The sequence below is a fragment of the Sinanaerobacter chloroacetimidivorans genome (assembly GCF_018128545.1).
GTDB lineage: Bacteria > Bacillota > Clostridia > Peptostreptococcales > Anaerovoracaceae > Sinanaerobacter > Sinanaerobacter chloroacetimidivorans.
The window spans coordinates 254,598-273,751 of sequence record NZ_JAGSND010000003.1 but is presented as its reverse complement, the minus strand read 5'-3'; the positions used below and the strand labels follow the sequence as shown (position 1 = coordinate 273,751).

The window sequence follows — 19,154 nt, the reverse complement described above, 5'->3', positions numbered from 1 at the left end:
GAAGTACTCCTTTCTTCAGTTATAAGTCATTACCAAGGTTTTGATCAGGAGTCCCCAGCCGTCTACTACAACAAACAGCATGATCTTAAACGGCAGGGATATCATTACCGGCGGCAGCATGATCATTCCCATTGACATCAGAGTACTGGCAACGATCATATCAATAATTAAAAACGGTATAAAAAGTAAAAATCCAATTAAAAACGCTCTCTTCAGCTCACTGGTGATAAAGGCCGGAACTACAATATGTAACGGCAATTCAGCAGGTGTCAGATATTGCATCTCTTCGTCTGCAGATAAGTTGATAAATAAATCAACCTCATCGGCCGTAGTTTGTTTCAGCATGAATTCCTTTAATGGAACCGATGCGCGATCCAGAAACTCCTGTGATTCTATTTGTCCGTCATTGTAAGGCTTCAGTGCAGTTTCGTTGATCTCGCTCAGAACCGGCTGCATAATAAAAAATGAAATAAACAAAGCCAATCCGATCAGTATCTGGTTCGGCGGTGTCTGCTGCAGTCCCAACGCATTCCGTAAAAATGAAAAAACGATGATTATTCTGGTAAAGCAGGTCATCATGAGCAACATAAACGGTGCTACACTGATGAGTGTCAAAATGATCAATATTTTTACTACGTCAGAGCCGCCACCATTTACGATAAATTCCATAGTCTAGTCAACACCTCTCCATTTTTTGTACATGCCGAGCAAGCTTTTCAGGTTATCCTTAGCTGTTTCCTTTTCCATGGGGAAAGGAAGGTTCTCTTCCAGTTCTTTCATAATCTGTATGTTTCCATCACTCACTCCAACCATATACTGGGTGCCTTCCACGTCAATAATCAGGATTGAACCAGTCTTGCTTACACCCAGTCTGTCCACAACCTTGATATGCCTTCCGCCTGCCAGGGGTCCTATCTTTCTTGCATACCATTTACTGGCATAATAGGTGAGAAGAATGATGCAAACAGTTCCTGCAAGAGTAAGAAACATCGAAATAATTTCCCCAATATTCAATCTTGTTCCTCCTGACTGTTAACCCAGTACGTTCTTTACTGTTTGAATCAATCGTTCCGGTTTAAATGGTTTTACGATAAAATCCAGTGCTCCCAGTTTAATCGCTTCCACTACCATGCCTTCCTGGCCCATAGCAGAACACATGATAACCTTTGACTGTGGATTGATCTGTTTGATTGCCTGCAATGCCTGAATACCGTCTTTGATAGGCATAGTGATATCCAGCAGCACCAAATCAGGTTTGTGCTCCGTATATTTCGCTATGGCATCCTCTCCGTCACCTGCTTCTAAAAAGTCTGTGTACCCTGCTTTTTTTAAATTGTCCTTAACCATCATTCTCATAAAAGCCGCATCATCAACAATTAAAATTTTTGACATTGTTTTTTCCCTCTCTTGTTATTAAAATAATCTGTTAGCTGTTATTGATTATAGTTCGGAGTTGTCTTTTGGTTTTACGATCTCCGTAATCCTTACACTATAGTTGTCATCGACTACCACGACATCGCCTCTTGCAATAAGTCTGCCGTTGGCCACAACATCCACCTGATCTCCTGCCTGTCTGTCAAGCTCTACGATATTTCCCAGGGTAAGCTCCGCGATGTCCTTAATCTTCTTTCTAGTCCTTCCGAGTTCCACCGTAATCTGTATAGGTACCGACATGATAAGATCCAGATTATTCTCACTGAGATTCATATCGCTAGCCTTTTCGCCGCCCAGAGGCTTAAAGCTATAGGGTGTGGTATGTACTGCCTGCTGAACCGGTTTTTCAACATAGGAGGGTACTGCTCCCATCTGTTGATAAGGATATCCCTGCGGCTGCGGCTGCATCGGCGGATAACCCTGCGGGTAGCCCTGTACGTAGCCCGGAGGCTGCATAGCTGCATAATCAGGCATCTGCTGTACGGGCGGTGTCTGCATAGCTGCATAATCGGGCATCTGCTGAACAGGCGGTGTCTGCATGGCTGCATAATCGGGCATTTGCTGTACGGGGGCTGTCTGGGCTGGCGGTATCTCCGGTTGTGCCGAGGCGGCTGCTGCCTGAGGAGAAACCTCTGCCGATCCGGTACTTTCCGATGGATCCACATCATTAGCGCCCATGGAAAGCTTTACCATTTCCTTTGCCAGCTGCGGATCCATAGCACTGATGAACTCGCTTTCCACAAGGCCGTCAATGCTCAGGTTGAATTTGATGCTGACCAGGGAATCTCCCTTCAGGGAAAACAGCTGACGTACACTCTCAGGCTTTGTTGTATCCATCACTTCCGGAGGAGAAATGTTCACAACCTGTCCCAGGAAGGAGGCCAGAGCGCTGGCTGCAGAACCCATCATCTGGTTCATGATTTCACAGATAGCACTGATACTGATCTCATCCAACTCCACGATTTCCTCGGGATCCATTGAAAGCAAGTGACTCAGTATCTTTTTCATATCCTCCTCTCTCAAAAGGAGCATATTCGTACCGTCAAAGCCCTCTACATATTTAATCAGAACGCCGATTACCGGTTCCAAATAAGAAAATTCGAATTCTTCAATGCCTATCGTCTCAATTCGCGGGGTAGTGATATTGACCTTTTTATCCAGTATGGTAGACATTGCTGTAGCAGCAGCTCCCATGCTGATATTCATTACCTCACCGATTACGTCGGCCTCCATCTCCGTTAGTTTGTACTGATCATTCATTGTCATCTGACAGGGTCACTTCCTCTCCTTAAAGATTCTTTTATCGCAATGGCCCTCTTTTTATTAAAAGATCCCATCTCACCTCTGTACCATGTGGTAGTTCCAACAGCCAAATCCACCAATGCATCTTGAGGTTTATTCAGCTTGATGATATCCCCTACCTCTAAATCAATAAGCTCTTGTGACAGCACCTCAATGGTCCCAAGGACTCCGATAATTTCCAGGTCTGTCTTGTTGATTTGATTCATGATATCTGCTCGTCTTTGCGCCTCTGTAAGCTGATCACCCTTCCTTGCATTTCTTTTGGATTGGGCATCCTTCTTTTTGAAGAGCCTGTCTAAAGTAACAGCCGGAATACAGATATTGATTTTGCCCTGGGTATCATTGACTAAAATATTCATGACCACGATGACCACATTCTCATCTGCGCTGATACCCTGCAGGATTCTGGAATTGGTTTCCAGCTTCATCAATCTCGGCTGAATTTCAAGATAATCGAACCAGACATTTTTCATTAAATTGACCATGCCTTTGATCAAATACTCAAGAATTCCAAGCTCAATTTCTGTGTACTCACGATCCAATTCCAATGGTTTCCCGGATCCTCCAAGGAGCCTGTCAATGCTGCAGAATCCCACATCCTTGGAAATATCCATAATCACCATGTCTTCTTCATCATCGCCATCTTTGACTGCGAAGTCTATGACACCGATGAGCACAGAATCAGGTAACGCATTATTAAATTCATAATAGTGCTGCTCTTCCACCTCAAGAATTTCCACAAGGGTATAGGTTTGCAGGATGCCGGTGATATGTGATGACAAAATTCTAGCATAATTTTCATAAATGCTGAACAATAATTTTAATTGTTCCCTGGTAAATAATTTAGGACTTCTGAAATCATAATCCTTAACCTTTTTACCAGCAGCTCCTTGCTCCGGCTCCTCCATTTCCTTCATACCGCTTGTCAAACTACTTAAGAGGCTGTCAATCTGACTTTGTGAAAGAATTTCCGTCATAGTCTAGTCTCCTACTCGTCTTTTATTTCGTCACTTAACTCATATATTTTATCTAACTCTTCCTGTAAGTTATCTTCTTTGGCCACCAGGATCTCCACTCTTCTGTTTTTTGCCCTGTTGACTTCCGAATCATTTGGTGCCACCGGCCGAAACATTCCGTATCCCACTGCCATAAGTTTGGCAGGATTTTGAATATATCTATCTTCAAAGTATTTTAATACTGCGTTGGCTCTATCGGTAGACAATTCACGGTTATCCACGGTGCTGGTGCCTGGCGCCGCTTCTGCCGTGTGCCCGTCTATTCTAATATATTTAATATTCGGTTCCACGTTCCTCAAAGCTTGTCCCACAAAATCAAGGATTTCTTTGCCGCCCTCTTTGAGTACTGCTCTATCCGCTTCAAAGAATAACGTGGACATGAAGCGTACGAATACGATGTTTTCTCCTCTTTCCACCTGAACGGATTTTTGTAAATTATTGGTTTCTACATATGCCTTTAAATACTCATAGAGATCATCCAGATCTTTAATATCCTCAATCTGTTCTCCTTCTTTTCCGCCTGGTGCTACGTCCGGATTTCCTGCCTTTATGTCACTTTCTTCCAAGCTGATCTGCTCCAGTGTTTGCGGGTCCGCAGTAAAGGCTTTGACAAGCAGCTTATATTTTTCCTGATCCAATGAGGACATGGAAAAAAGTAATATGAAAAATACAAGAATCAAAGTGATCATATCTGCATATGTATTGAGCCAGGCATCCTTATTTACTTTACTTTTCTGTCTTGATCTTGCCATGTCTGTATCCCTCTTCAATATTTATTGCTTCGTCTGCTAACATTGATTTATTTTCATATTACTTAGAAGGCTTTTCTTTCTTTTCCTTCTTCTTTCCTTTTTTGCCGTCGTCTGCTTCTCCGCTATCCTTCTTCACTTCTTTCTCTTCCAGGAAATTCATCAGTTTTTCCTGTATGAATTTTGGATTTTCTCCCTCTTTTATGGAAATTACCCCTTCGATAATCAATTCTTTGAATAGCATCTCCCGTTCCTGGGCGATTTCCAGTTTATTTGCCATAGGAGTAAAAATACAGTTGGCTATCAACGATCCATAAAAGGTTGTAATCAGTGCAACGGACATGCTGGAGCCCAATGCTTCCGGACCGTTTTCCAAATTCATGGCCTTTAACATGTTAACAAGTCCGATGAGGGTACCCAGCATACCAAAGGCAGGTCCTAAGGCCGCACCCACTTCATAGAACTTTCTTTCTTCCTGGTTCCGCCTGTCGATATAGGATAATTTTTGATCAAACCAAACCTTCAGCTTGTCCGGTTCAATGGCATCCACGATCATCAATACGCTTTCCTTCAAAAATTCATCCTCGAATGCCATTGCTTTATCTTCCAGCGCCAAAAGCCCTTTTTTACGTGCTTCCCGTGATAATTCGGTAATGATTTCTATGTACTCGTAAGGATCCTTCTTATCCTTGAGCAGAACCATCTTTAAATGCTTTGGAATGTTCTGAAAGTTTCTAAAAGGAAAAGCAGCCATTAATACGAAAAGTGTTCCGCCAAAGGTAATAAAGATACTGGATACGCTGAAAAAGTTAGAGAGCATTGCAAAATTAATTCCATTATCTGTGAAAGTTATTCCAAATAGTATAGCTCCTACTGCTGCGACATACCCTATTAGCGTGGTAATTTCCATAAATTTTCTCCCTGTAAAATATTTTGGCTTAACAATGTTTATCTGTAAATACTTCTTTTATATGCAACAACCTTGGAAACAACCTCTCCGCAGCTTTCAGCCACGACAAAGTGTTTGCCGTTTACAAGCCGGATGGTGGTATCCGGTCTCTCTTCAATGGTCTCGATGAGTTCACAATTGAGAATAAATTTTTCATCATTGGTTTTGTTTAATTTTGTTAACGTAATCACAAATACTCCTCCTAAATGATTGTTCAGAAGCACTTTTCCCTGCAATCTACTTTACACGAAAGTATTCACAGGAAAAAGTGCATCTTTGTTAAATTATCTCTTCATGCTGACCAGTTCGGAAAGCATTTCATCGGAAACGGTAATCATTCTTGTATTAGCCTGGAAGCCTCTCTGGGTGATAATCATCTCAGTAAATTCTCTTGATAAATCTACATTGGACATTTCAAGAGCACCGGATCTGAAGGTACCGGTTCCTCCGTTGCCCGGAATGGTTGCTACCGGATCTCCCGAGTTGGTGGTCGCAACAAAATAGCCTTCTCCATCCTGGGACAGACCGTCAGGATTGGTGAACTTCACAACCGCGATATTGGCAATCTTTTCAGGCACTCCCGCACCAGGTCCCACTCTGCCGATCACGGTATCAGCGCTGAATCCTCCGTCTAAAACAGCCTTAAACTTATCGGAGTCAATGGTAAACCCGATATCTCCGAAGGCAAGGTTGTTGTCCGGTGTCGTGGCATCGAATACCCAGGTCTCGGGGGTGGTGTTTGTCACCGTTGTACCTGCTTTATCTGTCGTTTTAAAGGTGATATCATAGCTGTCTACGGTAACATTTCCTAAAGTCATATAGGTGCTTCCGTCAGTAGGTATGTTATATCCTACAGCAGTGCTTGGTGTTGCACTCTGATCCACAGGAATTGTAACGGTAGCGCTAGTGCCGCCTTTTGCATCCATGACTCCGGTAAAGGTAACCGTATTCGGGGTAGTGCTCGTATTGATTGTTCCGGTAGCAGATTGTGAATTCCCATCTTTGTCTGTATAACTTAATGTGTAAGTTGTACCATCAGAGGTAACGCTCATATTAGCTGCACCAATATAGGCATTAGAACTAACAGTAATTGGTGTATCACCAGTATAATTTGCATTATCTGCAGCAAAAGTCTGCTTCACACTCATCGTAATGCTGCCGCTATAATTGGAGTTAGCGGAAACCGTCGGTGTACCATTCATCCAACCGGTGTTGGAGCCTGGGACCACGGTAGTATCACCCTCTTTGATGGCCGTGATTTCTCCGTTCTGTCCAATGGCAATTCCTGTATATTTATCTAATTCTTTAGGATCCACTTTAATCGGTACCAGATTCTGAGCGGATGTGGTTCCGTCGGAGTTTAACTGGGCATTTTTCGTGGTGTCGTCCAGCTTGAATCCCAGTACCATATTACCGTTGCTGTCAACCAGATTTCCAGCTACATCAAAGCTCAAAACACCGACTCTTGTATATTTGATAACGCCATCGCTGTTTTTTACAGGCAGATAGCCGTCACCGTTGATGTACACATCCAGAGCCCTGTCCGTCGTTGCGCTTCCTGCTCTTGTATTCAGTACATCGATGGAGTTCACCTTTGCACCATAACCCAGTTGAGTAGGATTGGTTCCTCCTCCGTTGGTGGTAGGTGCCGATGCACCGTTCATCGTCTGATAAAATACGTCCGAGAAGGTAACACGGCTGGCTTTGAAGCCGTAGGTGTTCACGTTTGCAATATTATTACCGATAACATTCATCTTGGTCTGATGTGCTGACAGTCCTGAAACTGCGGAATACATTGATCCTAACATTTTTTATCCTTTCTGTGCCCACTCCTTTGAGCTTATCTGTCGGTCAAAGCTCAATACAGCTTCCTCTAAAAGGTCCGGCTATAAAAACAGGGCACCATCAATATTTGTAAATAAGTTGTTTTTCATTTCGTTTTTATCGACTACTGTGATGACTACTTTATTTGGGGCATTTACAATAAATGCCGAATCATTCATCACAATCAAAGCGTCTTTAATCCCCTTTTGCTGTGCTTTGTCACAGGCATCCCCCAACCGGCTCAGATCACTTTCACTGATCTTTATATTTCTTTCCTCGGTTCTCAGGTTTGCATGCTTTGAAAATGATACCCCCTGAGAGATCTGCTCTTTCAGGATTTCCTGGAAGGATCTTCCCTGATAGGTCTGGGCAGCGGCCTCAGCGGTTTTTCCCGTGACAGAATTTATTTTTTCCGTCTGTCTGACAATGGCATCCGTCAAGTTGTATCGGTTGTTGATTATTTCATTAGACATTTGTATCATCCTCTTCCGATCCGCCGGTATTTCCGTTGTCTGTCGTTCCGTTATCGGTATTGTTGCCGGAACTATCCTTCACGTCGCTGTCAGGTATGATAATATCCGGCTCCTTCACGATCATGATGCTGCTCAACGCGTAGGCATTGCCGTCTACCACAATTTCCGTAGATCCATTGTATAGATTGACTCCCTCTACAATTCCCCTTATCGTATCGATCGTACCGTCACTCTTGCTTTGTGCAAGTACGACTTCCTTGCCGATGAGGCTGACTCCGTAAGATGCCGCAGAGGCCTGCGTCAACTCTGTCATCGCCTGTATCATGGAAAACTGCGCCATCTGGGAGATGAACTGAGAGTCATCCATGGTATTGTACATATCTTGATTGGACATCTGTGCTACTAAAAGCGACAGGAAATCATCCATGGATAAATAGTTGCTGCCGCTGGTGCTTCCGGAACTGCTTGCTCCGCTTGTTCCGCTGGCGGTGTAATTATTGATACCACTAACCGACACTTTCATTCCTCCTTTACACAATATAATTCATTCTTTGATAATAACCCTGAACTCCCTGGTTCCCCTCAAGAGCTTCGACTACTCCGGGTTCCTCTGTTGGTGTTTCATATCCCCTTATGAAATCCGTCTGGTTCCCGAATTGCTCCTGCTGTTTCCGCTGGGAGAAATCCATGGTGCTGTTCATGGCAAAGGCTTGATTTTGGTAGTTCTGGCCGTCTGTGTTCTGCTGATTCATCTGCTGGCTCACCTGAACACTTTCAATCCGGACATTTTGCAGTCCTAAGTTCTGTACCAGCTTATCCACCTGGCCGGATAACAGCGATTGGGTTTTTGCATTGGCCGCCATGATGTCGATGATGAGCTTACCTTCGTTTAGCTTGAGTTTGATGTCAATCAGTCCAAGATTTTCCGGTTCCAGCTGCATTTTAAATTCAACAGGTGCTTTGGCGTCTAAATGGTTCATGATTTCACTGCTGATCTGACTGTAAGGTTCCGATGCCTGTGTACCCTGCACGCCTTGCTGGGTTATCTCCGATATGCCAGCTGCAGGTACCGCTGTACCTTGCGCATTCTCTGCAAAACCGGATGTCCATTTTTTTGTCAGCTGATCTGCCTCATCAAGGTTCTCGAAATTCGGCAAAGTCTGCTGATCTAACCCTGAATCCGTTAATTTTCTTTCCTGACCATTCAGCATTTCTTCAGATCCTGTCGGGAAAATTTCCCCGGTCATCCCGCTGCCGAATTGACTGTCTCCGGAACCCTGCATCATCTGCTCCGGACCAAAATTCCTGGCTTGGAAGATTCCTTGATCAGCTTCCGTACCATTTACGAGAGCCGCACTGCCGGCTGCCGTAACAGATTCAACGTTTACCCCTTCCGGCAGATTACCTTTCATGCTTAGATTATCAGAAACATATTGAACTGCCATATTTCTAGTGCTGTTTTGCATCGAGTATAAAATAGCAGCCATATTGTTCTGCATGGTATCAAAACCATCGGTAAAAAAAGCATTCTCGCTGTCCTGGCCAGTGGTGTCATGAACCTGTTGATCTGACAGGTTTTCTGTCTCAGTCTGCCCTGCGGACTCAATGAAAGACAAATTTCCTGAGAAAAGCATCTTAAGAAGCATGTCCGAGTCCATGGTTTCCTCTTCCGGATTCTGCTGCGCACCGAAGAGAGACTGCAGGCCTGCTGCTTTCGTTCCCTGTCCAAGAAGCTGGGAAATCATCTGCTGAAATACAGAGCCTGATCCTGCTTCACCGCTGGGAGTGCTTACCGTTTGATTGCTCGCGGTGGTACTGTTATTGATACCGGAAATCAAGTTGAAATTGATTCCTGCTTCCACTTTTACACCTCCTTTCCCTTAAGATTGATTTATAGAAGCAAAATCTGTCAGAAACTGCGAATCATCATTTTTGCGGTGGAGACAAACTCCTCCACTTGAAGTTCTGCCGCTTTGAGATCCTCTTTTTTGTACTCGTCATAGCGGGATGATTTGATGGTTTCCAGCGATTTTGTTTCCAGCTTTAAGTTTTTGATCGTATCGATCTGGTTGTCAATGCGCAATGATAGCTTTGCGATTTCTTTTTCCATCTGTTTGATTTGCAATTTTAAATGTTCCTTGTATCGAACGTGAAGCTGGCATGCTGCCGGTGTTGTTTTTTGAAGCATTTTATCTTCAAGCTCACGGCAGCAGCAATCCAGATCTGCCTGCAATGCGAGAAGTTTCTCCTGGGAAACTTTCATTTCCTCATTCAGCACTGCCAGCGTCATCATTTCACTGTCAAGCATCTGCCCTTTGTAGGATAGTAATTTTTCCAAATGAAACTGAAACTTTTTCATTGAATCGCCACCTTCATTAATTCAACACTCTGTGGGTAATCTACTTTTTCATCCACCTTCTGCTGCAGAAATTCATGAATGCCGTCTATTTTCAGAAGCGCCTGATCCAGGGCTTTGTTGCTGCCGCTTTTGTATGCGCCGATGTTCACCAGATCATAGTTCGCATCGTAAATAGACATTAAATTTCTCATCGTCCCTGCGGCATCAATCTGGTCCTTGTCTGCAATATCATTCATTAACCGGCTGACGCTGCCTAAAACGTCTATAGCAGGGTAGTGGTTCCGCATTGCAATCTTTCTTGAAAGGACGATATGGCCGTCGATGATTCCGCGTACCGTATCCGAAATAGGCTCATTGACATCGTCGCCCTCTACCAGTACGGTATAAATCCCTGTAATGGAGCCGCATTCAAAATTTCCGGTTCGTTCCAGAAGCTTCGGCATCATGGAGTAAATGGAGGGCGTATATCCTCTGGCAACCGGCGGTTCTCCGGTAGCCAGGCCAATTTCCCTCTGCGCCATAGCAAATCTGGTAAGGGAATCCATCATGAGCAGCACATCCTTGCCCTGATCCTTAAAATACTCTGCAATGGTAGTCGCTACCATGGCACATTTCATTCTCTGCATAGGGGGCTGGTCTGAAGTGGCCACCACCAAAACGGATCGAGCCAGTCCTTCTTCACCCAGATCTCTTTCCAGGAATTCTCTGACTTCTCTTCCTCTTTCTCCCACCAGGGCAATCACGTTGACATCTGCCTTTACGTTTCTTGCAATCATCCCCATCAGGGTGCTCTTCCCGACTCCGCTTCCGGCAAAGATGCCCATTCTCTGGCCTTTTCCTATGGTCAGGAGCCCGTCGATGGCTTTTACGCCAAACTCCAATATTTCCTGAATTCTAGGCCTCGAAAGCGGGTTGGCGCTGGTACTCTGTACTTCATACTGCGTGTTGCAAAGTACGGGCCCCATGTCATCCATGGGTTCGCCTACCGCGTTGATCACTCTTCCGATTAAAGATTCGGAAACGCCGATCTTCAGGGAGGAGTTGGTGGATTCTACCAGATTCCCAGGGCTGATCCCTTCCGGTTCTTCATAGGGCATCAGCAATACCTTGTTGCCCCGAAACCCAACAACTTCAGCGCTGATGGATTTTTCCAGGCCTCTGTTATAAATCCTGCACAGGTCGCCTACCTTACATTCGGGACCCGTTGATTCGATCATCATTCCGATTACCTTGTCAATTTTACCAAAATATCGAAAGGAGTCCGTATTGCGGATGGTTTTGTTATATTTTTTTAAATTTATCAAGGAGCATTCCCTCCCTATCAGGACGCTTGTTCCACCGATGCCTCATCCACTGCCAATTTTAATTGCTCTGTCTGAACGGGAACGCTCATGTCGATGATACCGGTTTCCGTTTCCACCAAAATGATGTCTTCTTCCTTTACCAAAACCACCTTCGCATCCTTGGACAGGCTTCTGATTTTTTGGATGATGGATTTATCCAAATAAATACCAAGAGATTTCTGATATTCCGAAAGGGTGATTTTGATATTCCCCTGGTTCTCCAGAATGATCTCCTCGATCATTTTCAGCACTGCCGAATCATCGGATTGAACCTCCTGCCTGATGATTTTGCCTGCGATTTCAAATGCAAGGTTCACCAGATCCTGTTCCTGTGTCTGCATCGTCTCTTTCTGAACTGCCTTCATGGCTTCTATCAGCCGCTTGATTTCGGCAAGCCCAGCCTCTGCTGCCTGCTCTGCTGCCATTCTTCCCTCTTCAAGGCCGCGCTGAAAGCCTTCGTTAAAGCCCTTCAGTTCTGCATCAAGCATCATAGATTTGCTGCTTTTCAATGCACTGTTCACCAAAGAATTTGCACGATTGTTCGCTTCCGCTTCAATCTGCTTAGACTTTATCATTGCTTGTCTCAGGATTTCTTCTTTCTTTTCTTTCACTTCATTTCTGACGGCCGTTTCCATATCGTAGCTGCTGCTTTCATGGACTGTTGTACAGTACTCCACCTTGTATGGTACGTCATAAAGTGCCGCTTTGGCTTTCACAATACTAGACAATGATATCATCCTTTCCACCCTTCGTTATGACGATCTCGCCCTCTTCTTCCAGTCTTCTGATAATCGCCACAATCTTCTGCTGTGCATCGTCAACATCTCTGACTCTGATGTTATGCAGATATTCCATCTCACTTCTAACGGTTTCACCCATACGCTGGGACATATTTTCAAAGATGATGGCAGAGACTTCTTTATTGGATCCCTTAAGCGCAATAGCCATTTCTTTGGTATCCACTTCTCTGAGGAATCTCTGAATAGCCAGAGGATCGAGAATAATGATATCTTCGAAGACAAACATGCGCTTTCTGATTTCTTCGGACAATTTTGGGTCACTTCGGTTAAGTTCATCAAAGATAAACTTCTCAGTTCCTCTGTCAATATTGTTCATGATTTCAGCGATGTAGTTAATTCCGCCAACTTCCAGAAGATCTACAGATACTACGGATTCGAACTTTCTCTCCAGTATGGTTTCTACCTGTCTGATGATTTCAGGAGAAGTTCTGTCCATTCTTGCAATCCGCTCTACCACATCCACACGGATGTTTTTCGGCAGCTCCGCTATAATGGAAGAGGCCTGATCCGCCCTGGCATAAGATAAAATCAGAGCAATGGTCTGCGGATGTTCGTTGACGATCATATTCATTAAATTTTTATAATCTGCTTTTCGAATAAATTCAAAAGCTTTTGTTCTTAAAGATTTCGTTACTCTTTCCAGCAAAGCGGTACCCTGCTGTACGCCAAATGCTTTTTCCAATACATTCTTTGCATAAGCGATACCACCCTCCAGATAAACCTTTTGTGCAACGCAAAGGCCATAGAATTCCTCTACTACACGATCGGCGATTTCCGGCTCTATACTCTCCTGCTTCGTAATCTCATAGGTCAGCTTTTCAATCTCATCTTCCTGCAGATGCTTGTAGACACTTGAGGCAACATCAGCTCCAAGGGAGATTATGATTTGTGCTGCCTTTTGTCTTGGTGTCAAATCATTTATCATACACTACCACATCTCCTACTATTCTTCATTCCGTAACCAGGACTTGATCATCTGAGCGGCTATTTCCGGATTTTCTTTCGCGAATTCCTTGATTTCCTCTCTTCTTACATCCTGTACCGGTGTAATATGCTGGATCTTTTCTGCTTGAGCCTCTCCGAAGAGTGCATTCAATGCCGCTTCCTTCTCAAGGGCTTCACTTTCTCTCAAGGCCTGTTCTTCCAGTGCTCTTCTGCGTCTTCTCAACATGATGAATACCAGAATTCCTATTAATATCAGCAGAACGCCGCCGGCGATGGCTCCGTAAAGAATCATTTTATTGATTCCCGGTTCTTCTTCAACTACCGTATTTTCCTGTTTCTGGAACTTGAAATTCTGAACCGCTACATTAGCAGGATCAACACCTGCCGCAAAGGCCACAAGCTGCGTTATGCTTTGCTGTTCACCGGGATCAAAGAACGGCTTGTCAATAGCGATTCCGATGGAAATTGTCTCTACCACGGCACCGGATTTTTCCGACTGAGATTTAGTCTGGCTTACCTGATACTTGATATCCTCACTGGTGCGGGTGGAAGTACTCTGACCGGTGCTCCCCCCTACCGGGTAGGTTGGAACCTCCGAATTGGTAGTGGTTCCCGGAACTCCCCCATTTCCCTGGGTGGAGGAGGCAGACTCGTCTTCTCTTGATTCTTCGCTGATGACTCCCGAGTTGTTGCCGTCCGGTGACGGTATGTAAGTCAATTCTTCTCTTATAAGTGCGTCGGTATTGACCGTTGCCGAAACGGAGATCTTAATCTGGGAACTATCGTAGGGACCTTCCAGTACGGCCAGTATTTTCTTTTTAATATCGTTTTCAATCTCTCTGGTAACATTTATTTTGGAGTATTCTGCATTGTTGCTGACACTATTTCCCAGAAGATCGTTTCCTTCCCCGTCGGAAAGGGCGATATTATCCTTGGAAAGTCCGGAAACGGATTTTGCCACCAAATTCTGAATACCCAAAATCTGACTCTCCGTAAGGGTACTTCCCTGCTTCATATGAATAATAACGGAAGCGGTTGGTTTTTCTTTTTCCTGCAGATAAAAACCATTCTCGCTGGGGGTAGTGATGGTTACCACAGCATCCTTCACACCGTCCAAAGTCCTGATACTGGCAGCGATTCTCTCCTGCAGCTGCATATTGACATACTGCTTTCGCTCATAATCCGTCGTTAAAACACCGCTGCTCTGCTCAATCAAATAATAGCTCAGGCCGCTTTTCGGATAACCCTCTGTTGCAAGGGCCATTCTTACTCTTGATTCATCTTCTTTTAGAACCATGATGGAGCCATTCTCATATTTCGCATCGACATCCATTTCCTGGAGTTTGGCCAGAATTTCCTGGTTTTCCGTCTGTGTCAGCTCATCAAAAATCGCAACATAGTCCTTTGAATTCAGGAGTATGCTAAATATCAAAGCAACAATAACAGAAACAACGATGCCCCCGATGATCAGCCTTTTTACGATCGGCGAAGTGCCGCCCCAAAATTTCTTAAAAGGCTCCAAGGTCTTCTTTATTTGTTCATTCATATATTCTATTCATCCATCTGTAATTAAAATTGATTTGCAAATAATTAGAACAAGGCATACACAAATTAGAGGTTTGTTCTCATAACCTCTGTATATGCATCAAGAATTTTATTTCTAAGCTGGACCATCGTCTGAAGAGCCACATCAGCTTTTGCTGCATTGATGATCATCGTATGCATATCATCCACATTTCCTATGGATAGATTATAGGCATCTAGCTTCGTTGCGGCTTCCGTCTCTTCTACATTTTTGATAACGTCCTGGAAAACTTCCTTAAACCCAAGGCCTTTGTTTTCCCCGGATCCAGACCCGATTTTTTCAGAATTTAAACTTATAGACTGGATACTATTCGTATTGATACTGGAATTCATTGGAACAATAAACATCACACATACCTCACTTATTACAATCTTTTTCACACACACTTACATAAAACACATTCCATCTTTTACATCTTCTACATCTTTTACATCTACACACACTTTGTTTTTACATTTACATCTTTTTTAGTTCATTTGTTACACAATCACTGATTCTAGTCTTTTTTGTTTGTTACTATTGGGGTATTTGAGTATTTAGAGATTATTTAATTATACTGATTTGAAAGTTTATTAATGTTCTATCTTCACCTTCCTATTTCCAGAGCTTTGAGTACCATAGCTTTTGTTGCATTAAAAGCTGTCAAATTTGCCTCATAGGCTCTGCTTGTACTGAGCATATCGATCATTTCCTGTGCCTTGTTGACATTGGGCAGCATTACGTAACCTTCTTCGTTAGCATCAGGATGAGTCGGATTATAAACGGGAACGAAAGCCGCCGTATCCTCTACGATCTGCTGAACCTGCACGCCGCCGGCATTTAAGCCGCTTGCTTTGTCAAGAGCACTGCGAAAACTTTCCGTATCATTGATACTGTTGAGTACTACCATTTTTCTTCGATACGGTGTTCCGGATGAAGTTCTGGTCACTTCCGCATTTGCGATATTTTGAGAAATCACATCCATTCTCAGTTTCTGTGCCGTTAACCCGGAACCCGAAATATTTAAAGAGCTTAAAAAATCCATCGTCATTTCTTCCCTTCACTGATTGCGTATCGTAATCTGGAAAACATATCCGACATGCTTCTGGTCAGATATTGATATTGAATTTGCGTTTTAGCCATTTCAATATTTTCAAGTTCCATATTTACGTTGTTCCCGTCTGCCCTTTCTAACGTGGCATAATCGGAAGCAACGCTGATATCTGCATTTCTTATGGATTCCTTGCCCTTGGAAATCTCTTCGGCATTCATTGCCTTGCCTCTTAGCCTGTTTACTTCGCGATCCAGGGAATCCTCAAAGGATACATTCATTGCTTTGTAACCCGGTGTTTCATAATTTGCGATATTATTGGAAATCGCTTTTTGCCTCTGCCATGTCCCATCCAACGCTTTTTGCAATATCGCCGCTGTCAGAGAATCACCTATCATGCCTCACCCTCCTTTTTCCATTTGGCAAACAATTCTGATCATTATGTACCAAATGATTTCTTTAGAAAAAAATTCCTGCATAATGCTACATAAATTGACACAATATTTTGTTACTTCTATCTAGGATTCTACTACATTTTACACAGTTAGACAATTATTTTTTTTATGCATAGGGGGCATGGATTTCTCTTTTTAAAATATCGATTTTCAATTGATTTTTTACATCAATTTGTTGATATATAGAATTTATTGTCGATTTATAGTTTATTTTTAGGGGTCAAAACACATCAATTCAATTTATAGTTTAATAATTGTTGGTTTTGCATAAATATGCTACTTTTTTTATCGAATTCAAAGTTTTTTGTTGATATTCTAAAGTTTTCATGATTCTTGCCGATATAGGTATTGTAACAAAATGATGACAACTATGTTCTTTCCATTATATACCATAAAAAATAGATTCATTACGAAAGGAGGTCCGTTAAAAATGGAAATATCATTTGTAAATAAAAGTAAAACAATACAGCCGCAGCAGGTACAAGATCAGGCCTCGGATCCTGCAAGAAATATCAATACGGAAGAAAATAAGAAGTATGTAATAAAGAATAAGGTAGACAGTGCGGAAATTTCAAGCAGCCATACCGGATCTTTCGACGACAAACGATTGTCCGTAGCAAAATCTGCGATTCTCTATGATGTAACCGTAAATACATCTGCCAGCAACATTAACGAAATCAAGAACAGAATTGAAAAGGGCACCTATGATGTACCTGCAAATCTACTGGCCGATGCTATGCTAAAATAACTGCTTGAATGAAAAGACCAACGGAGGAGGGTGAAACGCTATGGATAATAAAACAGCCGCTTTCAGTCAAACGCTGAATGACTTTTACGGATACCTGAAAGAAATACTGAAAATGTACCAGGACGTCATACCGGTGCTGAAAGAGGAACTGAACTCGATTTTGCAGGACAATATCGAGGAGCTTAACGAAAACCTTCGTTCCCAGCAGGTGCTCCTATTAAAGACCAGAAATTTTAACAATACCATTCACGAATACCAAAAGAAATTAGGTATTCAGGCAAGAAATCTGTCTGAAATGATCATGCAGATCCCTGAAAAAGATCTGCAGATGCAGTTTTACGCATTGCTGGGAGAATTTGACCTGACCATGACGGAAGTCAACTTTTACAAGGAAAAATGCAGGGTTCTGCTGCAGAGCAAATTATATACAATAGAAAAGACCCTATCTAAGCAGGAAAACCAGAAAGATATCACAACCTATGATCAAAATGCATCAGAGGTTCAGGGAACGCTTTTTCCCAAATCCTTTGAAACAAGAATTTAACCGATACGGGGGAATACGATTATGAGATCAACATTTCTAGCTTTTCATACAGCGAGCAGAGCCATGGCGGCAAGTCAGGCCAATATAGATGTAACAGGAAACAACATCTCCAATGTCAATACGGACGGCTACACCAGACAAAGAGTGGATTTAAACTCTATTTCTCTCTCCGGCAAGCAGAAATATGCCGTCTCCGGTTCCCGTGCCAATGTGGGTATCGGTGTTGAAGTTTCTAATATCAGTCAGATCAGAGATCCTTTTCTGGATGCCAGATTCAGAAAGCAAAATGCAGAAAACGGCAAATATGACACGCTCTTATCAGGGTTGTCTGATTTGGAGCTTGTTTTCGATGAAATTGATGTGAACGGGCTTCAGAGTGAGCTTTCCTCCTTTATCAATCAGCTTCAGACTTTTTCCCAAACCCCTACCAGCAAGGATATTGCCATGGTCGTCAGAACCGCTGCTCAAAAAGTAACTGAAATTTTAAATGTCTTTGCCAAGCAAACGCAGGAAGTCAAAGACCAGCAGGTTTTTGACCTGAAGAATGTTGTTGTAGACAACAGCTTTAATACTACGGTGAAAGCCATTGCAGAGCTGAACACCCAGATCAGAGAAGAACTCATTCATGGCAATACACCCAATGAGTTATACGACAAACGAAACACCTTGATTGATAATTTATCCAACATGGCCAACATCAAGGTGATCACCACTCCGGAAAAGGTTTCGGAAAATCTAACAATAGAAAATCTTTCCATTTCCATTTACGATCCTGCCACCAGTACTTCCATCGGCGTCGTAAAAAATGGTTTATATAATACCCTGTCCGTTAACGAAAGCGGAGCAAACGTGAAAATCGAAATCAACAGCTGTTTTGGAGACTTCAGTGATAATGACATCACACAATATATCTCGGGTGGATCCATCAAAGGATACCTTGACCTGATCAACGGAAACGGCGCTTATGCAAATACGGCTGCCGGAGAGAACGGTTTCAGGGGAGCCATGTATTATAAGAATACCATGGATACCTTTGCTGCGAACTTCGCACAGCTGATGAACGATCTGAACACTGATGCCAGCGGCACAGTGAAGCCTTTGTTCAAAGCCACTGACGGCAGCGGCAGTATTACCGCTGGCAACATCGCAATTTCGGACGAATGGCTGGCAGATTCTACGTTCATCACCACCACCCTCTCCACTTCCACCGTGGAGACCGGCAGTGCGGACAACATCCTAAGAATGATCTCCGCATTGAAATCGGATATGAAGTTCTATAGAAATGCTTCAGATCCCCTCTCTCAAGTGATGTTTGAGGGGACGATGGCAGAATATCTGACCGGCTTTACAGGAGAACTGGCACTGGATATCGAGTTGAATAAGAATTTTTCCGATACTGCCAACAGTGTCCTGAACAATCTTTATACCAGCAGGGAATCCATTTCGGGTGTCAACATGGATGAAGAAGGAATCAATTTGATGGCATATCAGAAATCCTACAACGCTGCGGCAAGATATTTCACCGTTTTGGACGAAGCCGTGGATACCATCATCAACAACATGGGTATCGTCGGAAGATAATATGAAAGGAGCCTAAT

The 19,154-nt window shown here is 43.2% G+C and carries 23 protein-coding genes; 3 read left to right on the top strand and 20 right to left on the bottom strand.

The window, feature by feature from the left end; all coding sequences use genetic code 11:
* Positions 1-15: 15 nt before the first annotated feature.
* From fliP to flgB, 20 genes are all read right to left on the bottom strand, one after another.
* Complete coding sequence (fliP, locus tag KCX82_RS06690) at positions 16-669, bottom strand: flagellar type III secretion system pore protein FliP (protein WP_227017674.1); 654 nt, start codon at positions 667-669, stop codon at positions 16-18.
* Positions 670-672: 3 nt separating this feature from the next.
* The gene (locus KCX82_RS06685; RefSeq protein WP_227017673.1) at positions 673-1,014 is read right to left on the bottom strand and encodes a FliO/MopB family protein; all 342 of its coding nucleotides are present in this window, start codon (positions 1,012-1,014) and stop codon (positions 673-675) included.
* Positions 1,015-1,032: 18 nt separating this feature from the next.
* Positions 1,033-1,392: a response regulator gene (locus KCX82_RS06680; RefSeq protein ID WP_227017672.1), complete on the bottom strand. Its 360-nt coding sequence runs from the start codon at positions 1,390-1,392 to the stop codon at positions 1,033-1,035.
* A gap of 48 nt (positions 1,393-1,440) precedes the next feature.
* Positions 1,441-2,700, bottom strand: a complete 1,260-nt coding sequence (gene fliY, locus KCX82_RS06675) for a flagellar motor switch phosphatase FliY (protein WP_227017671.1) — start codon at positions 2,698-2,700, stop codon at positions 1,441-1,443.
* A complete protein-coding gene (locus tag KCX82_RS06670; RefSeq protein ID WP_227017670.1) occupies positions 2,697-3,713 on the bottom strand; it encodes a flagellar motor switch protein FliM in 1,017 nt (338 codons plus the stop codon). The genes fliY and KCX82_RS06670 overlap by 4 nt, the downstream gene beginning before the upstream one ends.
* 11 nt (positions 3,714-3,724) lie before the next feature.
* Positions 3,725-4,504, bottom strand: coding sequence for a flagellar motor protein MotB (locus KCX82_RS06665; RefSeq protein ID WP_227017669.1), 780 nt, complete (start codon positions 4,502-4,504; stop codon positions 3,725-3,727).
* Between the two features lie 58 nt (positions 4,505-4,562).
* The gene (locus KCX82_RS06660) at positions 4,563-5,411 is read right to left on the bottom strand and encodes a motility protein A (protein WP_227017668.1); all 849 of its coding nucleotides are present in this window, start codon (positions 5,409-5,411) and stop codon (positions 4,563-4,565) included.
* 38 nt (positions 5,412-5,449) lie between these two features.
* A complete protein-coding gene (locus KCX82_RS06655; protein ID WP_227017667.1) occupies positions 5,450-5,641 on the bottom strand; it encodes a flagellar FlbD family protein in 192 nt (63 codons plus the stop codon).
* A gap of 93 nt (positions 5,642-5,734) precedes the next feature.
* Complete coding sequence (locus KCX82_RS06650; protein ID WP_227017666.1) at positions 5,735-7,258, bottom strand: flagellar hook-basal body complex protein; 1,524 nt, start codon at positions 7,256-7,258, stop codon at positions 5,735-5,737.
* Between the two features lie 78 nt (positions 7,259-7,336).
* Complete coding sequence (locus tag KCX82_RS06645) at positions 7,337-7,747, bottom strand: TIGR02530 family flagellar biosynthesis protein (RefSeq protein WP_227017665.1); 411 nt, start codon at positions 7,745-7,747, stop codon at positions 7,337-7,339.
* Positions 7,740-8,264 carry a flagellar hook capping FlgD N-terminal domain-containing protein gene (locus KCX82_RS06640; RefSeq protein WP_227017664.1) on the bottom strand — a complete coding sequence of 175 codons (525 nt, stop codon included), beginning with the start codon at positions 8,262-8,264 and terminating at the stop codon, positions 7,740-7,742. The genes KCX82_RS06645 and KCX82_RS06640 overlap by 8 nt, the downstream gene beginning before the upstream one ends.
* A gap of 13 nt (positions 8,265-8,277) precedes the next feature.
* A complete protein-coding gene (locus KCX82_RS23130) occupies positions 8,278-9,609 on the bottom strand; it encodes a flagellar hook-length control protein FliK (protein ID WP_227017663.1) in 1,332 nt (443 codons plus the stop codon).
* A gap of 47 nt (positions 9,610-9,656) precedes the next feature.
* The gene (locus KCX82_RS06630) at positions 9,657-10,106 is read right to left on the bottom strand and encodes a flagellar FliJ family protein (RefSeq protein WP_227017662.1); all 450 of its coding nucleotides are present in this window, start codon (positions 10,104-10,106) and stop codon (positions 9,657-9,659) included.
* A complete protein-coding gene (gene fliI / locus KCX82_RS06625; protein ID WP_264373211.1) occupies positions 10,103-11,410 on the bottom strand; it encodes a flagellar protein export ATPase FliI in 1,308 nt (435 codons plus the stop codon). Before fliI ends, KCX82_RS06630 begins: the two co-directional genes overlap by 4 nt.
* 17 nt (positions 11,411-11,427) lie before the next feature.
* Positions 11,428-12,177, bottom strand: a complete 750-nt coding sequence (locus KCX82_RS06620) for a FliH/SctL family protein (protein ID WP_227017661.1) — start codon at positions 12,175-12,177, stop codon at positions 11,428-11,430.
* Positions 12,170-13,174, bottom strand: a complete 1,005-nt coding sequence (gene fliG / locus KCX82_RS06615) for a flagellar motor switch protein FliG (protein ID WP_227017660.1) — start codon at positions 13,172-13,174, stop codon at positions 12,170-12,172. The genes KCX82_RS06620 and fliG overlap by 8 nt, the downstream gene beginning before the upstream one ends.
* Positions 13,175-13,192: 18 nt before the next feature.
* The gene (gene fliF / locus KCX82_RS06610; RefSeq protein WP_227017659.1) at positions 13,193-14,740 is read right to left on the bottom strand and encodes a flagellar basal-body MS-ring/collar protein FliF; all 1,548 of its coding nucleotides are present in this window, start codon (positions 14,738-14,740) and stop codon (positions 13,193-13,195) included.
* A 65-nt stretch (positions 14,741-14,805) separates the two neighbouring features.
* Positions 14,806-15,159, bottom strand: coding sequence for a flagellar hook-basal body complex protein FliE (gene fliE / locus KCX82_RS06605; RefSeq protein WP_227017658.1), 354 nt, complete (start codon positions 15,157-15,159; stop codon positions 14,806-14,808).
* 206 nt (positions 15,160-15,365) lie between these two features.
* Positions 15,366-15,803 carry a flagellar basal body rod protein FlgC gene (gene flgC / locus KCX82_RS06600; protein WP_227017657.1) on the bottom strand — a complete coding sequence of 146 codons (438 nt, stop codon included), beginning with the start codon at positions 15,801-15,803 and terminating at the stop codon, positions 15,366-15,368.
* 2 nt (positions 15,804-15,805) lie between these two features.
* Positions 15,806-16,207, bottom strand: a complete 402-nt coding sequence (gene flgB / locus KCX82_RS06595; protein ID WP_227017656.1) for a flagellar basal body rod protein FlgB — start codon at positions 16,205-16,207, stop codon at positions 15,806-15,808.
* A gap of 487 nt (positions 16,208-16,694) precedes the next feature.
* On the opposite strand from flgB, the gene KCX82_RS06590 reads away from it, so the two are divergent.
* From KCX82_RS06590 to flgK, 3 genes are read left to right on the top strand one after another with little or no spacing between them, the layout of a single operon-like run.
* Positions 16,695-17,012, top strand: a complete 318-nt coding sequence (locus tag KCX82_RS06590) for a flagellar biosynthesis anti-sigma factor FlgM (protein ID WP_227017655.1) — start codon at positions 16,695-16,697, stop codon at positions 17,010-17,012.
* Positions 17,013-17,052: 40 nt separating this feature from the next.
* On the top strand, positions 17,053-17,556 hold the full coding sequence (flgN, locus tag KCX82_RS06585) for a flagellar protein FlgN (protein ID WP_227017654.1): 504 nt from the start codon (positions 17,053-17,055) through the stop codon (positions 17,554-17,556).
* A gap of 21 nt (positions 17,557-17,577) precedes the next feature.
* Positions 17,578-19,137: a flagellar hook-associated protein FlgK gene (gene flgK / locus KCX82_RS06580; protein ID WP_227017653.1), complete on the top strand. Its 1,560-nt coding sequence runs from the start codon at positions 17,578-17,580 to the stop codon at positions 19,135-19,137.
* Positions 19,138-19,154 lie beyond the last annotated feature (17 nt).

What these genes read in the sequence shown, in the direction of transcription:
- fliP (WP_227017674.1), bottom strand. Translation starts at nt 669, where the DNA reads ATGGAATTTATCGTAAATGGTGGCGGCTCTGACGTAGTAAAAATATTG.
- KCX82_RS06680 (WP_227017672.1), bottom strand. Translation starts at nt 1,392, where the DNA reads ATGTCAAAAATTTTAATTGTTGATGATGCGGCTTTTATGAGAATGATG.
- fliY (WP_227017671.1), bottom strand. Translation starts at nt 2,700, where the DNA reads ATGACAATGAATGATCAGTACAAACTAACGGAGATGGAGGCCGACGTA.
- KCX82_RS06670 (WP_227017670.1), bottom strand. Translation starts at nt 3,713, where the DNA reads ATGACGGAAATTCTTTCACAAAGTCAGATTGACAGCCTCTTAAGTAGT.
- KCX82_RS06665 (WP_227017669.1), bottom strand. Translation starts at nt 4,504, where the DNA reads ATGGCAAGATCAAGACAGAAAAGTAAAGTAAATAAGGATGCCTGGCTC.
- KCX82_RS06660 (WP_227017668.1), bottom strand. Translation starts at nt 5,411, where the DNA reads ATGGAAATTACCACGCTAATAGGGTATGTCGCAGCAGTAGGAGCTATA.
- KCX82_RS06650 (WP_227017666.1), bottom strand. Translation starts at nt 7,258, where the DNA reads ATGTTAGGATCAATGTATTCCGCAGTTTCAGGACTGTCAGCACATCAG.
- KCX82_RS06645 (WP_227017665.1), bottom strand. Translation starts at nt 7,747, where the DNA reads ATGTCTAATGAAATAATCAACAACCGATACAACTTGACGGATGCCATT.
- KCX82_RS06630 (WP_227017662.1), bottom strand. Translation starts at nt 10,106, where the DNA reads ATGAAAAAGTTTCAGTTTCATTTGGAAAAATTACTATCCTACAAAGGG.
- fliG (WP_227017660.1), bottom strand. Translation starts at nt 13,174, where the DNA reads ATGATAAATGATTTGACACCAAGACAAAAGGCAGCACAAATCATAATC.
- fliF (WP_227017659.1), bottom strand. Translation starts at nt 14,740, where the DNA reads ATGAATGAACAAATAAAGAAGACCTTGGAGCCTTTTAAGAAATTTTGG.
- flgC (WP_227017657.1), bottom strand. Translation starts at nt 15,803, where the DNA reads ATGGATTTTTTAAGCTCTTTAAATATTTCGGGTTCCGGGTTAACGGCA.
- flgB (WP_227017656.1), bottom strand. Translation starts at nt 16,207, where the DNA reads ATGATAGGTGATTCTCTGACAGCGGCGATATTGCAAAAAGCGTTGGAT.
- KCX82_RS06590 (WP_227017655.1), top strand. Translation starts at nt 16,695, where the DNA reads ATGGAAATATCATTTGTAAATAAAAGTAAAACAATACAGCCGCAGCAG.
- flgN (WP_227017654.1), top strand. Translation starts at nt 17,053, where the DNA reads ATGGATAATAAAACAGCCGCTTTCAGTCAAACGCTGAATGACTTTTAC.
- flgK (WP_227017653.1), top strand. Translation starts at nt 17,578, where the DNA reads ATGAGATCAACATTTCTAGCTTTTCATACAGCGAGCAGAGCCATGGCG.